Raw genomic sequence first — 14,376 nt, 5'->3', positions numbered from 1 at the left:
TTCCTCGGAAGCGTGTTTTCTCCCTATTACAAGGCCAGCGGGCGCGGCGATCCGCTGGCGCACTGCGCGCTGAACGTCGCGCTGTACGGCCCCAAGGCCCGCTGGGCGATGACTGAACGCGGTAGCGCAGCAGTGGAACGCGATGCCAGCAATCTGGTGATCGGGCCAAGCGCAGTGCGCTGGGACGGCGAGGCGCTGGTGATCGACATCGTCGAAGGCGATTCGCGTCTCTTCGTGCCGTGGCAGCGCAAGGTCGCCGGCACGGTGCGGGTGTATCCCGAATCGCTCAACCGCACCGCCTTTGCGCTTGATGCGCAGGAAAATCACATCTGGCATTGCCTTGCCCCGCGGGCGCGGATCGAGGTGGATATGCACGAGCCGGGCATTTCGTGGCGCGGCAAGGCCTACCTCGATCACAACCGCGGCGCTGAACCTTTGGAACAGGGTTTCAACACCTGGCACTGGTCGCGCGCGCATCTGAACGAAGGCGCGCTGGTGTGCTACGAAGGCGAGCGCGGCGATGGATCGCTGTTTGCCAGCGCCTTGCGGTTTGACGCGCATGGCGTGCCCGAGCCGGTCGATCTGCCCCCGATCGCGCACCTGCCGCGCAGCAAGTGGCAGGTTCAACGCCGTACGCGGTCCGACATTGGCGTGGCCGAAGTGCGCCGTACGTGGGAGGACACGCCGTTCTACGCCCGCTCCGAACTCGCGTCGCGCTTTGCGGGCGAGGAGGTGGTGGCGGTGCAGGAAAGCCTGGATATGCGGCGTTTCTCCTCGCGCATTGTGCAATTCATGCTGCCCTACCGGATGCCGCGTCAGAAGGGGTAGGCGGGCACACCAAGGCGCGGGCCAGCATTCAGCCGCCCGCGCCTTGGTCGCGATGATTGCCTGTTCAAGACCTACCGGCGCCGGACGAGGTTGAGTACGCCCAGCAGAATGATCGAGCCAAGCAGCGATACGGCTATCGAGCTGATGCTGAGATCGCCACTCATGATGTTGCCCCCGCCGATCAGCGGATTGAGAAGAAATCCGGCCAGCAACGCGCCAACAATACCCACAACGATATTCATCAGAATACCGCCACCGCCGCCAACCAGCATACTGGCCACCCAGCCAATCAATCCGCCGACGATAAGAAGGATAATCAAGTTCACGTCAGTTCTCCTCAGTTTCACGAGTCCTAAGGAGGGGGCGAGTCGATTGTTCCAAAGCCTGGCACAATTCGGCAGGACAATTGGCGTGGCGAAATGCCAGCGGCCGCGTGTTTCAATGCTTGAGCCATGCGGTTTGGACACCGCTTATGGTGCCGCGTTCAGTTAGCGACCTTGTCGACGGCCTCTTCGGCGGCATTGCCGACCTGCTCGGCAGCGTTGCCCACTTGTTGTGCAGCTTCGCCAACAGCCGCGTCTTTCGCGGTTTCGGAATCACTCATCTGTGCAAAAACAAACAGGGCCGCTGCGGCGATCAGAACCAAGACAAGCAGCCCGACCCACTTGGTGCCACCCCCGGATTTTGGCCGATCGGTCACGATTGTCGTGGTTGTGTGGGTGTTGCCTTCAGGCGTGCGGGTTTCCGTGATGCGCTCTTCGGTCATGTCATTTTCCTAGCTGTTGAGACGCAATCACCCACACTCATGCGCGCGTTTCAATGCACCATCACTGATGAAAAAGTCGAGCCAAAATGGAAGGGCTATCTCGCCGTCTGTCAATATTCATCAGCCTGATCGGCGGACGCGGGCTTGCCTTCCGCAGGGCAGCGCTTTGTCAGGCAACATTCAAAGTGGACATTCATTCGCCTACGTCGCGAATAGCCTCGTCAACTTCGCGCGCTGCCGCTTCCTTCGTTGCCTTTTCAGCGCGGGTTTTCTTGAGCAGCCGGTCCATCTTGAGCCACTGCCACACGCCAAAACCCACGGCGATGCCGTAGAAGAACACCAGTTCAATCCATCCGAAGTTCGCGCCGCTCATGCGCCTCTCCTAACTGTGCCCCGCGAGGAAATCGGCGATCAGCGCGGCGACCTTGTCCGGCGCTTCCTCATGGGCAAGATGGCCGAGCGCGGGCAGCACGTCGAGCTGCACATCGGCCAGCCAACTGGCCGCATCGCGTGCCCATGCCAGCGGGATCGCCGGATCATTGGCGCCGTGGATCAGCTGCACCGGATTGCGCACTTCGGCCATGCGCTGGCGCAGGCCGGGCAGATCCCAATTGGCCATCATCGCCAGCGCGCCGCCGGCGTGGGCCGGGCTTTTGAGCAGCGTGCGGTAACAGGCGAGGCCTTCTGCATCGATGTGCGAATGGGTCGATCGCCACAGGAACCGCCCTGCGCCGCCGACAAGGTCGATACTGCCGGTGAAGATGCGAGGGACAAACGGGTTGATGAACAACGCTTTGGCCACCGCCGGGAAGATTTGCGCAAACGGGCCGGGGAAGGGGCGCAGCGCCGAATTCAGCCCGATCACCGGTCCGGCAAAGTCATGATCCAGCGCCATTTGCAACGCGATTGCTGAACCCGCCGAATGGCCGATGATCGCGGCGGGCTGGACATCCAGCACTTGCAGCAGCGCCGCAATTTCGCGTGCCATGGCGGGCAGGCTCATCGCAAAGGCATCGTGCCCGGTGGTAAAGGCATGGCGCGGCAGATCGGGGGCGATCACGGTATGGGTCTGCGCCAGAAGTGGCATTAGCCCGCGCCAGGAATGCACCGAAGCGCCGGTGCCGTGGAGGAGAAGCAACGGCGGCGCGTCACTTGCGTCTTTGGGCCCCATCCGCTGCACATGCCAGCGGGCGCGGCCCACTTCGACAAATGCGCTTGTCTCGCGGTGCGGCCAGATCAGGCCTTCGCGGTCCCAGTCGAGCGCGCTCATGCCGCCTTGCCCATCGGTTGGACCGCGTTGATGGCGGACTGGATCATGCGGGCATCGGCGCGGGGCAGGGCGAGGAAGCGGCCCCCCAGCGCCTGCGCGAGCGCGGCGCCTTCGGGGCCGGGGCGGGCCGAGATATCCACCACCAGTGCATCGATCCCGCGCGCGTAGATCGCTTTGGCGGCAGCCTCGGCGTCCGTTTTGGCCTGGCCGCGTCCGGGCGCGCCGTCAGCCGCGATGTTGGCGCGGCCATCGGTCAGGATCACCATCGCGGCGCTGCGCCCGCGGGCGATCACGGCTTCGGCAACCTCGCGCGCGACATTGAGACCCATGGCGAGCGGAGTGCCGCCGCCGCCGGGTAATTCGGATAGCGTGCGCCGCGCCCGGGTGAGCGAGCGGGTGGGGGGGAGGATCAATTCGGCCGTGGTGCCGCGAAAGGCAACCAGCGCCACTTCGGAGCGGGTGACATAGGCCTGCCCCAGCATCAGTTCGACCGCGCCCTTGGCCTCGGCGAGGCGCGCTGCCGCCGCCGATCCTGAAGCGTCCACGGCAAAAATCGTGACCCGCGCGGCGCGTTCCTCGAACCGGCGAATGCGCAGGTCTTCCTTGCGCATCAGGATGGCGGACTGGTTGCCTGCGCCCGCTTCCTTGCGTCGCACCGCCTGCCACGGCACAGCGGCGCGCAAGCTGTCGATCAGTGCCAGTTTGGCGCCGCCGCGCGGCATTCCCGGGCGCGCTCCCAGCGGTTTGCCGCGTGTGGCGGCCTTGCGCTTTTGCCCGGTGCCACTGCTGGCCGAGCGGCGCGGCGCCTTGCCTTGCACCAGGCTTGCCAAAAGGTCCGCCGGGATCGCTGCCTTGGCCGCCTCGACCAGCATTTCGGACAGATCGGGCTCCTGCTGCTCGCGGTCGGAATCGTCGGGGGTGTCATTCTGCCCGTCAGGGGGCGGGGGCGGCGCGTCTTCGGGTGGGGCGTCTTGCTCCTGCGGCGGCAGGCGGGTGGCGCGCGGGGCAAGGATCAGGCGGACCGCGCCGGCGAGATCGGCCTCGTCCGCAGACTTGCGCCCTTCCAGCGCGGCGAGCCCGCGTGCGGTTTCGCCTGCGAAGATCAGTGCCCTCACGCCATCGACCCCGAGCGCATCCGCCGTTGCAGCCAGGGCTCGCAGCGCAGAGTCATCAAGGGCGGCGACATCGCAGAGCGCACCTACCGCTGGCGCCAGCTCCACCCCTTGCCAACGCCGCGATGCGGACAGATCGGATACGAAGGCGAGGCGTTCGGTGAGGCTGGCGGGCGGGGCTTCTTCGGGCTCGGTCGCATCGTCGAGCAGAACCAGCGCGGTTGAGCCTCCATCGACTGACGAATCGAGCATTTGGGCCAGCCGCCCGGCGATACTGGCATCCAGCCGCTCGGCCATTCCGGCGATCAAGGCGCCGCCGCGCGCCTCCTCGATCAAACCGGTTTGGCGAATGGGGCGGCCTGCCGAAAGGCTGGCGGCAAGATCGATGCCGCCCAGCAGGCGCTCATCATCGACATGGCCCGGCATCCGCCGCAGTGTCATCGCATTGCTCAAAGCCGTCACAAGTGCTTCTCGCGCAGGACTGCTGCCGCGCAGCACCATGCCCTTGAAGGTCGCAGGGGCCAGAGCAAAAAGCCGCGCCGCCAGCACCGCATCCCCCAGCGGATCGGCTTGCGAGTCTGCTTGCGGGTCCGCGTCGTCAGAAATCATCCAAACAGCTCAGAAATCGCCCGGGTGATGCGCACGGTGGAACCGGTTTCGTCCAGCACGTCGCGCCGCAGCCGGTGACGCAGGGCCGAAGGTGCGATGGCGATCAGGTGCTTGCGGGTGACGGTCTTCGCGCCCTCCAGCGCTGCGAGAGCGCGGGCGGCGCGCATCAAGGTGAGCTCGCCGCGCAGGCCGTCGGCGCCCACGGCAAGGCACAATTCGGCGGCATCGCGCAGCACGTCTTCGCCCGTGACCAGCTTGGGCAAGCGCGCCTTGCCCTTGGCGACGCGTTTGAGGATCTTGTCGTCCTCGCCCGCCCAGCGTTCCGCGAAGGCTGCGGGGTCAGCCTCGTTCGCGGCGACGAGGCGCATGATTTCGATGCGTACCTCGATATCCTTGGGGCTGCGCACTTCCACCGACAGCCCGAAACGGTCGAGCAACTGCGGGCGCAATTCGCCTTCTTCCGGGTTGCCGCTGCCGATCAGGACGAACTTGGCCGGGTGGCGGACCGAAAGCCCTTCACGCTCCACCACGTTCTCGCCCGAAGCGGCCACGTCCAGCAGCAGGTCGACAAGGTGGTCTTCGAGCAGGTTGATTTCGTCGATGTACAGGAACCCGCGATGCGCTTTGGCCAGCAGGCCCGGCTCAAAGGACTTCTCGCCCGATCGCAGCGCGCGTTCAAGATCGAGGCTGCCGATCACCCGGTCTTCGGTCGCGCCCAGTGGCATATCGACGAAGGGGACCGCGCGCTTGACCATCTTGCCTGTGCCGCACACGTCCGGATAGCGCGCCTGATCTTCTTTCGAGCAGCCGTACACGCATCCCTCTGCGGCCATGATCGGCGGGAGCAATCCTGCCAGCGCGCGCGCTGCAGTGGATTTGCCGGTGCCGCGATCGCCAAAGACCATCACCCCGCCGATGCTGGGGTCAACGGCTGCAATCAGCAGCGCAAGTTTCATCTCGTCTTGACCGACGATCGCGGAAAAAGGGAAGCGTGCCATGTTGGGGGTCTTGTGAACGGTTGATGCGCATCGGACAAGCCCAACTGACAGGCTGGCGTGACACTTTTGGCCTACCTTTTCCCCAGACGGTTCAGCACCAGCACCGGCAGCAGCCCGGCTGCCAGCAGGATCAGGGCGGGGATCGAAGCCTCCACCAACCGTTCGTCGCTGGCGAGGCGATAGGTGCGGGTGGCGAGGGTTTCGAGATTGAAGGGGCGCAGGATCAGCGTGGCGGGCAATTCGCGCAAGGTATCGATGAACACCAGCGCGGCGGCACCGGCAAGGCTTGGCGCGAGCAGCGGAGCGTAGATGCGGGCCAGCACGCGTGCGGGGCGGGCGCCCAGACTGCGCGCGGCAGCGTCAAGGCCGGGGGGAATGCGCGCTAGGCCGCCGCTGACACTATTATAGGCGACGGTGAGGAACCGCACCGACAGCGCATAGATCAACACCGCGCTGGTTCCGGTGAGCAGCAATCCGCCGCTCCACCCCAGATTGTCACGCGCGAACCGGGTGAGGTTTTGGTCGAAAGTCCCCAACGGTGCGAGCAGGCCGACGGCGAGCAAGGCGCCGGGCAGCGCGTAGCCGAGCGTCGCCAGGCGGATCGCGCCCGAAGTCATGCGAGAGTTAGACCGTGTCCGTACGAAGACGAGCAGCAAGGCGGTGACAAGGCACAGGCTTGCCGCCGCCAACCCAAGCCACAGGCTGCCGCGCAGGTAGGTGGGCAGGTCGCCCGCCGCATTTTGCGCCGTGTCGCTGAGTGCCAGCATCGCCAGGTATCCGGCGGGCAGCACGAAGCCGAGCAGCACCGGCATCATGCAGGCCAGAAACGCCAGCGTTTTGCCGAGAGGGGACAAGACCACCAGCGGCTCCGCATCTGCGTCCCGCGCAGCCAGCCCGTCCCGGCTGTCGCTGCGTCCGGCCCGCGTGTGCGCTTCCCACGCCACCAGCGCGATGACGAAGATCAGCATGATGGCGGCGAGCTTCAGCGCGGCCGCCTTGTCCCCCATCGCCAGCCAGCTGCGAAAGATGCCGGTCGAAAAGGTGGGGATCGCGAAATATTCGGCCACTCCGAAATCCGCGAGCACTTCCATCAGCACCAGCGCAAGGCCGCCGGCGATGGCGGGGCGCGCAGCGGGGAGCGCAACCCGCCAGAACGCGCGCGCCGGGCCTGCGCCCAGGCTGCGCGCGGCGCGGAACTGTGTCAGGCTTTGCGTGGCGAAGGCGGTGCGCGCCAGGAGATAGACGTAAGGGTACAGCACGAAGCCGAGCACGAAAGCTCCGCCCCCGAGCGACCGGATATCGGGGAAGGGGTAATCCCCTGCACCCCAGCCCGTTGCATCGCGCAAGGCGCTTTGCACAGGGCCGGCAAAGTCGAGCATATCGGCGTAGATATAGGCCGAAAGATAGGCGGGCAGGGCCAGCGGCAGCACCAGCGCCCAACTGAGCGCCGTGCGTCCGGGAAAGCGGGTGGCCGCGATCAGCCAGGCGCAGCCGGTCCCCGTCACGCTTGCAATGCCGCCTGCCAGCAGCATCAACAGCGCGGTATTGGCGATGTAGGTGGGCAGGACGGTGCGCGCCAGATCGCCAATTGTTCCACCTTCTCCCGCCAGCGACAACCACAGAATCGCGGCAATCGGCAGGCCGGCCAGTGCAGCCACGATCAGCGCCGCGATAGTCCATCCGCTGGGCGCAGACAGCTGCGGGCTTTGCCTCGCAATCGCAGCATCGCTTGCGCGCAGAGCGGCAAATTGCCAAAGGCGGCTCATCGGGAAACCCCCGAGCCCAAGCGCAGGATCACGGATTGAGCCTCGAATTTCGTCATATTGCCCATGCTTACGGTGCGGTGCGGGCGCTGGAGGATGTCAGCTTTGCCGCGCCGGCGGGAGAGATCACCTGTCTGCTTGGCGCGTCAGGTTGTGGGAAGTCAACACTACTTGGCCTTGCCGCAGGTTTGCTCACGGTTCAGCAGGGCACCATTGCGCTGGGCGACGCGGTGCTCGCCAATGCGCATCGCAGTCCGCCGTCCGAAGATCGCCCCGTAGGGCTGGTGTTTCAGGACGGCGCGCTGTTTCCGCACATGACCTTGCGCGCCAATGTCGCCTTCGGCTTGCCCAAAGCACGGCGGAGCGAGGCTGACGACTGGCTGGCCAAGGTGGGCCTTGCGGGTATGGGCCCGCGTTATCCGCATGAGCTTTCCGGCGGGCAGCAACAGCGCGCCGCGCTGGCGCGGGCGATGGCCCCGCAGCCCGAGGTGCTGCTGATGGATGAACCCTTCGCCAGCGTCGATATTGTGCTGCGGCGCAAGCTGCGGCGCGAATGCCGTATCCTGCTGCGCGAAGCGGGGGCGACGGTGGTGCTGGTGACCCATGATCCGGCCGAGGCGCTGGATATCGGGGACCGGATCGCGGTGATGGAAGGGGGGCGCATCGTCCAGTTCGGCACGCCGCAGGATCTCCACCTTGCGCCTGCCACCGCTGCGGTCGGTGCGATTTTCAGCGGCGCGCAAGTGATCGCAGCGGCGCGCGGTGCAGAGGGGATCGATACGCCGTTCGGTCTATGGCCGATGACATGCCTGATCGACACCCTGCCCGATGGCGGCGCGTTCGATCTGCTGGTGCAGGCTGACCGGCTCATGCCGGTGGCTGATTTGCGCGGCTGCAGCGTGCGAGATGTTCATCCGCTCGGGCCGCGCAATCGCGTGCTGCTTGAAGGGGCGGCTGGGACGACGGTGACGGCCGAAACCGCGCTCCCGATCGACCCGGCCAAGACCTACAGCGTCATGCCCGATGCGGGCAGCGTGCGAGCTTTTGCCCGCAGTTAGCGCTTGCGCCGCCAATGATTATATTGCAAGTCATTCGCAAATAGCCATTGAAAGCCGATTGCCCAATGAAAACGATATTCGCCGCCGCCTTCGCCTTCGCGAGTCTCACTGTGCTGTCCGGATGTGCTGAGGAAACCGCCGAGGACGCCGCGCCGGTCACCGGCGAAGTCAACATCTACACCTCGCGCCATTACGATACCGACTTGGCGCTTTACGAGGATTTTACCAAGCAGACCGGGATCAAGGTCAACCGTATCGAAGCCGATGCCGATGCCCTGATCGAACGGATCGAGGCCGAAGGCGAATTCAGCCCCGCGGACCTGTTTGTCACGGTTGATGCCGGGCGCCTGTGGCGGGCCGAGGAGGCGGGCATTCTCGCGCCCGTCGATTCGCAGGTGCTGGCCGACCGGATCCCCGCCAGCCTGCGCGACCCGCAGAACCGCTGGTTTGGTCTGACCACTCGGGCGCGGATCATTGTCTTCAACAAGGCCAAGGGGAGGCCCGAGGGGCTCGACGCCTACGAAGACCTTGCCGATCCCGCCTTCAAGGGCCGCATCTGTATGCGATCATCCTCCAGCGTCTACAACATCGCGCTGCTGGCCAGCATGATCGCGCACGAAGGCGAGGCCAAGGCCGGTGCCTGGGCCAAGGGTGTGGTGGCCAATTTCGCGCGCGCACCGCAGGGCAATGACATGTCGAACATCGAAGCGGTGGCGGCGGGCGAGTGCGATATTTCGCTGGTGAACACCTATTACCTCGCCCGTTTCGACACGCCGGAAAAGCGCGCTGTGCTGGACGGCATCGGGGTCATCTTCCCCAATCAGGCGACCACCGGCACCCATGTCAATCTGAGCGGCGCAGGGGTGGTCAAGACCGCGCCGAACCGCGCCAATGCGGTGACGTTCCTTGAATATCTCGCGTCGGACAACGCCCAGGGTTTCCTCGCCAACGGCAACAACGAATATCCTGCGGTTAAAGGAATCGCACCGACCTCCGCTGTTGCGGCGCTCGGCACGTTCAAGGCGGACCCTTTGCCCGCGGCGCAGATCGGGAAAAATCAGGCGCGGGCGGTCGAGCTGTTCAACGCGGCGCGGTGGAACTGAGGCGCAGCCAATCAAGGCCCGCTTTCACCCTTTAACGCATATCTAGCTTGAAGGGGGCGCAGGCTTAGTCCATTTGCGCCCCCATTCCGGTTGCCCCGTCCGGGCAGCGCACACTTGTATCCGAGGCCCGCTTTGAACCAGCCCATCATTGATCGCGAACAGTTTACCGAAAGCGCGGCGCTTTCCGTCGAAACCGTTACCCATGTCCATCACTGGACCGATGGGCTGTTCACGCTGAAGATAACGCGGCCGGCGTCCTTCCGCTTCCGTTCGGGCGAGTTCGTGATGATCGGGCTTCCCGGCGACAACGGCAAGCCGCTGCTGCGCGCCTATTCGGTCGCATCGCCGGCTTACGAGGAGGAACTGGAGTTCCTGTCGATCAAGGTGCAGGAAGGCCCGCTGACCTCGCGGCTCCAGCACATTTTGCCGGGCGATCCGATCTACCTCGGCAAGAAACCGACCGGCACGCTCGTTACCGATGCGCTGCTGCCCGGCAAGCGGTTGTTCATGCTGTCGACCGGCACCGGCCTTGCCCCGTTCATGAGCCTGGTCCGCGATCCGGATGTCTACCAGATGTTCGAAGAAGTGATCGTGGTGCATTCAGTGCGCAACGTGAACGAACTGGCCTATCGCGAGCTGCTGGAAAGCCGGCTTGAAGGCGACCCGCTGCTCGAAGATGAAGACCGCGCCAAGATTATCTATGTCCCCACCGTGACGCGCGAACCGTTCCGCACGCAGGGCCGCATCCAGGCGCTGATCGACGATGGCCGCCTGTTCGAACAGAGCAAGGGGCCGCAACGCTTCGTGCCCGAGGAAGACCGCGTGATGCTGTGCGGCAGCATGGCCATGATCAAGGACCACGCCGCCGATCTGGAACGCCGCGGGTTTGAAGAGGGCGCAAACAACAAGCCTGGCCAGTTCGTGATCGAGCGGGCATTTGTGGGGTAAGGTACAGATGTAAGGTCGACTTCTACTGCCGGTTGGAAGGACGAACGGTAGGCTCAATCTACGATGGTGCAAAAGGCTTCAATGGGTATTGAGCAACACTACCCCGACAAGCGCCATGACCAGCATTACAAGTGCGATGAGGAAAAATACCGCGAGTGGGAGGCAGGTTCCAAGGTCATCATCGCTTGCGATGGCGACGCCTAAAAACCCAATAGAGCCAGAAATTACTGCTGCAACTGGGCCGACCAATGCACCAAAAATTAGTGTTATGCTTACGGCAATCAGCGATGAATAGGCGAAGCGCTTTAGCCTCAATTTCGTTTTATTTTCCACTCCTAAAAATCCCTGGCAAGCGTTACGTCAAACAGCTTTCAGACAAAGCGCGGCCTCGCAATCGAACCTTCGGCTGCTTTTTGCTCTACGTTATCGCAGAAGTTCGCTCACAATTGTTTTTCGTTATGAGAATGACAGGGTTCGTACGGCCAGGATCACAATGAAAATGGCCGGATTGGAGTCGATAGCTGAGCGGCAGCCTCTGCTCGCCAGAGCGCCTTCGCAGCCATGACCCATCCCGGCCCCGCCGCCAATTTCACACTTGACCCGCCCCCTCGGCCCCTGTTCACTCATGGCAAATCAAAACCGATTTGACCGGAGAGAACCGCCATGCTCGCATCATCCTATCGCACCGCCTATAATGCAGACCACGAGGCGTTCCGCGACACCGTGCGCAAGGTCTTCGCGGAAGCTCTGACCCCGCACATGGACGCGCATGAAGCCGCCGGCATCGTGCCGCGCGATGTGTGGAAGGCGGTGGGCGACGCCGGGATGCTGTGCATGACGGTGAAAGAGGAAAACGGCGGCCTCGGCCTCGATTTCGGCTTCAACTGCGTGCTGACCGAGGAGCTTTCCTACCTCGGATCATCCGCAGGCTTCACGCTCCAGAACGATATCACCGCCAATTATTTCGAGCGCCTCGGCACCCCCGAACAGCGCGCCAAATATCTGCCCGGCATGATCAGCGGCGACATCATCACCGCCATCGCCATGACCGAACCGGGCGCAGGGAGCGATCTTCAGGGCATCCGCACCACGGCGAAGAAGGATGGCAATCACCTCGTCATCAATGGCTCGAAAACCTACATCACCAACGGCCAGAACGCCGATTGCGTGATCGTGGTGGCCAAGACCGATCCGGACATGGGCGCCAAAGGTATTTCGTTGGTGCTGGTCGACGCCGACACCCCCGGCTTTGCGCGCGGGCGCAACCTCGACAAGATCGGCCAGCACGCCGCCGATACCTCGGAACTGTTCTTCAACGATTGCCGCGTGCCGATGACCAACATCTTCGGCGCAGAAGGCATGGGCTTTGTCCACCTGATGGAGGAACTGCCGCAGGAGCGCCTCAGCATCGCGGTCGGCGCGCAGGCCGCAGCGCAGCGGGCGTTTGATGAAGCGGTGACCTTTACCAAGGACCGCAAGGCGTTTGGCAAGACCGTGTTCGATTTCCAGAACACCAAGTTCACGCTGGCGGATATGACGGCCAAGCTGCAGGTCGGCTGGGCGCATCTCGACTGGGCGATCCGCAAGCATCTGGCGGGCGAACTCACCACGGCAGAGGCCAGCGCGGCCAAGCTGTGGCACACCGACCTGCAATGGGAAATCTGCGACGCCTCGCTGCAACTCCATGGCGGGGCGGGCTACATGAACGAATACGCCATCGCCCGCCTGTGGCGCGATGCGCGCGTGACGCGGATTTTCGGCGGCACGAACGAGATCATGAAGGAAGTGATCTCGCGGAGTATTTGAGGGTTGGTCGATGAAGCCTGAGTTCAAGCGGCTGCTGGTGGTGGTATTGGTGACGGTGGTGGTGGTGCAGGTGTTCCTCTGGCTGAATAAAGCTTCATAGGGTGGCCGAGATGACTGACCCTTTGGACTTCACCGGCAAACGCGTCCTCGTTATCGGCGGGTCCAGCGGGATCGGGAATGGCATTGCCCACGGTTTCCGCGGACGGGGGGCAAGCGTCACCGTCACGGGCACGCGGCCCGATTGCGGCGATTACCTTGAGGCGGAGGACGCCGATTTCACCGGGCTGGATTATCGCCAGTTGAACCTCACCGACCGCGATGCGGCGGAGCGGCTGGCGGCCACCTTCGGCCCGCTCGATGTGCTGGTGCTCTCCCAAGGCACGGTGCGCTATGGCCGGCAGGAATTCACCCGCGAAGGCTGGGATGTGGTGGTGGATATCAACCTCAACTCGGTGATGGACGCTGCCCGCGCCTTCCACCCCGCGCTGGCCGCCAGCCCGGGCACGATCATTATTCTCTCCAGCGTCGCTGCGTTCCGATCGACCCTCGGCACGCCTGCCTATGCCGCATCCAAAGCCGGCGCAGCGAGCCTCACCAAGACGCTGGGCGAGGCGTGGGCGCGCGACGGCATCCGCGTCAACGGCATCGCGCCGGGGCTGGTGCCGACCAAGCTCACATCGGTGACCACCGATCACCCCGAACGGCTGGAAGCAACGATCAAAGCGATCCCGCTGCGCCGGGTCGGCACGCCCGAGGATATGGCCGGCGCGGCGCTGTTTCTCGCCTCGCCCCTTGCCGCCTACATCACCGGGCAGACGCTGGTGGTGGATGGGGGGCTGACGCTGTCCTGACAGGCGTTTCGTTCATGAAACACACGCCTGAATCGGCCTTTTTGCGGCCGGACATTCCAACATTCCTACAGCCACCGGCTGCGCCTGTGTTGGATTGCGACACCCCGCTGTAATCCCGTCACAAATGCGTCACACGCTTGCGCCAATCCTGCCGTAAACGGGGCTGGCTCACCATGGATGTCGTCAATATCTTCCTCACCGGCGAACTGGGCGAGAGCCTGGATGACTTCGTCCATGATCAACGCCGCTTCACCTTTGACCGCCTTGGCCCGGAAGGTCCGCGGCGGCTGGTTGAAGGGCCGGTGTGGGCGTTCGTCGATTGGGTGATGCCCGAACTCGCCGGGTTGGAATTGTGCCGCCGGTTGCGCGCCGATCCGCGCACGGCCGACGCCCATGTGACGATGGTGCTCGACGAAGACGATGCCGAAGATCGCCGCCGCGCACTGCGCGCCGGTGCGGATGACTACGTGGTCGGGCCGCTCACGCGCACCGCCGTGCTGGACCGGGTGCTGGCGCTGCAATCGCGCGGGGCCGAGCGCAACGCGACCCGGCGCTTTGAACTGGGTGAACTCACGATCGACATGGCGGCCTTGCAAGCGCGCTGGGACGCAACGCCGATCGTGCTGCGGCCCAACGAGTTTCGGCTGCTGCGGTTTCTTGCCGAAAACCCCAACCGGGTGCTCACGCGGGAGGATCTGATCAATGGCCTGGGCAAGCGCGAGCCGCCGATTGATGAGCGCACGGTCGACGTATGGATCGGCCGCCTGCGGCGCGCGATCAAATCGGCCGGCGGCGGCAACCCGCTGCGCACCGTGCGTTCGCTTGGGTATGTTTTCGATGTGGGGTGAACGCTCGGGCCGATCTGGCGCCGCAGACCCCGCACGCCCGAGCCATCTAGGTTACTCCAGCCCCTTCCCGCACGCAGCACGGCGGCTTCAGCCGCTCGGTGGATAAAAGCGGACATTCGGGAAGCGACCCCGTTTCGGTCATAAGCCGGCAGACCAAGTTTCAAAGTTCGTTACATGATGTGGGGATGCAACCCATAGCCTCCCTGAAACTTTTAGAAGACGGTAGTGCCCGCTTGAGCTCGCCGATGAAATCGCCTTTTTTGCCGTGCCCAAATTGCGGATCCCAACTTGCTCTTGAATTCATTAAGTTCTAGCTTTTGACGCTTTGAAAGGATGGGAGCAGTCCTGAATTAAACCAGCGCCTCTTCGGCCTCAACGGCTGCATCCCACCCGTCAAGACGGGCTCAAACCCCTAT

General features: G+C 64.1%; 15 protein-coding genes. 7 read left to right on the top strand and 8 right to left on the bottom strand.

Annotated features, from left to right (window positions below):
* Positions 1 to 12: 12 nt before the first annotated feature.
* Positions 13 to 828 (top strand): hydroxyneurosporene dehydrogenase, encoded by an 816-nt coding sequence (locus tag ACRANW_RS14050; RefSeq protein WP_479432372.1) that lies wholly within the window; start codon positions 13 to 15, stop codon positions 826 to 828.
* Between the two features lie 71 nt (positions 829 to 899).
* Here ACRANW_RS14050 and ACRANW_RS14045 read toward each other — a convergent pair whose 3' ends face one another.
* The 7 genes from ACRANW_RS14045 to ACRANW_RS14015 all read right to left on the bottom strand — a co-directional run bounded on the left by ACRANW_RS14045 (position 900) and on the right by ACRANW_RS14015 (position 7,349).
* Positions 900 to 1,154: a GlsB/YeaQ/YmgE family stress response membrane protein gene (locus ACRANW_RS14045; RefSeq protein WP_479432371.1), complete on the bottom strand. Its 255-nt coding sequence runs from the start codon at positions 1,152 to 1,154 to the stop codon at positions 900 to 902.
* Positions 1,155 to 1,312: 158 nt separating this feature from the next.
* Positions 1,313 to 1,594, bottom strand: coding sequence for a hypothetical protein (locus ACRANW_RS14040; protein ID WP_479432370.1), 282 nt, complete (start codon positions 1,592 to 1,594; stop codon positions 1,313 to 1,315).
* 193 nt (positions 1,595 to 1,787) lie between these two features.
* Positions 1,788 to 1,967, bottom strand: coding sequence for a hypothetical protein (locus tag ACRANW_RS14035; RefSeq protein ID WP_479432369.1), 180 nt, complete (start codon positions 1,965 to 1,967; stop codon positions 1,788 to 1,790).
* 9 nt (positions 1,968 to 1,976) lie between these two features.
* Entirely contained in the window at positions 1,977 to 2,864 is an 888-nt protein-coding gene (gene bchO, locus ACRANW_RS14030; protein WP_479432368.1) for an alpha/beta fold hydrolase BchO, read from the bottom strand.
* Positions 2,861 to 4,585, bottom strand: a complete 1,725-nt coding sequence (locus ACRANW_RS14025; RefSeq protein WP_479432367.1) for a magnesium chelatase subunit D — start codon at positions 4,583 to 4,585, stop codon at positions 2,861 to 2,863. Before ACRANW_RS14025 ends, bchO begins: the two co-directional genes overlap by 4 nt.
* Positions 4,582 to 5,583 carry a magnesium chelatase ATPase subunit I gene (gene bchI / locus ACRANW_RS14020; protein ID WP_479432366.1) on the bottom strand — a complete coding sequence of 334 codons (1,002 nt, stop codon included), beginning with the start codon at positions 5,581 to 5,583 and terminating at the stop codon, positions 4,582 to 4,584. Before bchI ends, ACRANW_RS14025 begins: the two co-directional genes overlap by 4 nt.
* A 71-nt stretch (positions 5,584 to 5,654) precedes the next feature.
* Entirely contained in the window at positions 5,655 to 7,349 is a 1,695-nt protein-coding gene (locus tag ACRANW_RS14015; protein WP_479432365.1) for an ABC transporter permease, read from the bottom strand.
* A gap of 35 nt (positions 7,350 to 7,384) precedes the next feature.
* On the opposite strand from ACRANW_RS14015, the gene ACRANW_RS14010 reads away from it, so the two are divergent.
* The 3 genes from ACRANW_RS14010 (at position 7,385) to ACRANW_RS14000 (ending at position 10,455) form a co-directional block, all read left to right on the top strand.
* Positions 7,385 to 8,404, top strand: a complete 1,020-nt coding sequence (locus tag ACRANW_RS14010) for an ABC transporter ATP-binding protein (protein ID WP_479432364.1) — start codon at positions 7,385 to 7,387, stop codon at positions 8,402 to 8,404.
* Positions 8,405 to 8,469: 65 nt separating this feature from the next.
* Entirely contained in the window at positions 8,470 to 9,507 is a 1,038-nt protein-coding gene (locus tag ACRANW_RS14005; RefSeq protein WP_479432363.1) for a Fe(3+) ABC transporter substrate-binding protein, read from the top strand.
* A 132-nt stretch (positions 9,508 to 9,639) separates the two neighbouring features.
* Positions 9,640 to 10,455 carry a ferredoxin--NADP reductase gene (locus ACRANW_RS14000; protein ID WP_479432362.1) on the top strand — a complete coding sequence of 272 codons (816 nt, stop codon included), beginning with the start codon at positions 9,640 to 9,642 and terminating at the stop codon, positions 10,453 to 10,455.
* Positions 10,456 to 10,533: 78 nt separating this feature from the next.
* Here ACRANW_RS14000 and ACRANW_RS13995 read toward each other — a convergent pair whose 3' ends face one another.
* Complete coding sequence (locus ACRANW_RS13995) at positions 10,534 to 10,788, bottom strand: hypothetical protein (RefSeq protein ID WP_479432361.1); 255 nt, start codon at positions 10,786 to 10,788, stop codon at positions 10,534 to 10,536.
* Positions 10,789 to 11,118: 330 nt separating this feature from the next.
* Between ACRANW_RS13995 and ACRANW_RS13990 the strand changes: the two genes are divergently transcribed.
* The 3 genes from ACRANW_RS13990 to ACRANW_RS13980 all read left to right on the top strand — a co-directional run bounded on the left by ACRANW_RS13990 (position 11,119) and on the right by ACRANW_RS13980 (position 13,960).
* Complete coding sequence (locus tag ACRANW_RS13990) at positions 11,119 to 12,261, top strand: acyl-CoA dehydrogenase family protein (protein WP_479432360.1); 1,143 nt, start codon at positions 11,119 to 11,121, stop codon at positions 12,259 to 12,261.
* Between the two features lie 110 nt (positions 12,262 to 12,371).
* Complete coding sequence (locus ACRANW_RS13985) at positions 12,372 to 13,112, top strand: SDR family NAD(P)-dependent oxidoreductase (RefSeq protein WP_479432359.1); 741 nt, start codon at positions 12,372 to 12,374, stop codon at positions 13,110 to 13,112.
* A gap of 173 nt (positions 13,113 to 13,285) precedes the next feature.
* Positions 13,286 to 13,960 carry a response regulator transcription factor gene (locus tag ACRANW_RS13980; protein ID WP_479432358.1) on the top strand — a complete coding sequence of 225 codons (675 nt, stop codon included), beginning with the start codon at positions 13,286 to 13,288 and terminating at the stop codon, positions 13,958 to 13,960.
* Positions 13,961 to 14,376: the final 416 nt, after the last annotated feature.

It is taken from the genome of Erythrobacter sp. 'gip.4 top 5' (genome assembly GCF_056495765.1).
The sequence above is the reverse complement of the archived record's forward strand: the minus strand, read 5'-3'. Positions and strand labels throughout refer to the sequence as shown.

Excerpts from the sequence above, each read along its gene's own strand:
- ACRANW_RS14025 (WP_479432367.1), bottom strand. The coding sequence starts at position 4,585 with ATGATTTCTGACGACGCGGACCCGCAAGCAGACTCGCAAGCCGATCCG.
- ACRANW_RS14035 (WP_479432369.1), bottom strand. The coding sequence starts at position 1,967 with ATGAGCGGCGCGAACTTCGGATGGATTGAACTGGTGTTCTTCTACGGC.
- bchI (WP_479432366.1), bottom strand. The coding sequence starts at position 5,583 with ATGGCACGCTTCCCTTTTTCCGCGATCGTCGGTCAAGACGAGATGAAA.
- ACRANW_RS14005 (WP_479432363.1), top strand. The coding sequence starts at position 8,470 with ATGAAAACGATATTCGCCGCCGCCTTCGCCTTCGCGAGTCTCACTGTG.
- ACRANW_RS13985 (WP_479432359.1), top strand. The coding sequence starts at position 12,372 with ATGACTGACCCTTTGGACTTCACCGGCAAACGCGTCCTCGTTATCGGC.
- ACRANW_RS14040 (WP_479432370.1), bottom strand. The coding sequence starts at position 1,594 with ATGACCGAAGAGCGCATCACGGAAACCCGCACGCCTGAAGGCAACACC.
- bchO (WP_479432368.1), bottom strand. The coding sequence starts at position 2,864 with ATGAGCGCGCTCGACTGGGACCGCGAAGGCCTGATCTGGCCGCACCGC.
- ACRANW_RS13990 (WP_479432360.1), top strand. The coding sequence starts at position 11,119 with ATGCTCGCATCATCCTATCGCACCGCCTATAATGCAGACCACGAGGCG.
- ACRANW_RS14015 (WP_479432365.1), bottom strand. The coding sequence starts at position 7,349 with ATGAGCCGCCTTTGGCAATTTGCCGCTCTGCGCGCAAGCGATGCTGCG.
- ACRANW_RS13980 (WP_479432358.1), top strand. The coding sequence starts at position 13,286 with ATGGATGTCGTCAATATCTTCCTCACCGGCGAACTGGGCGAGAGCCTG.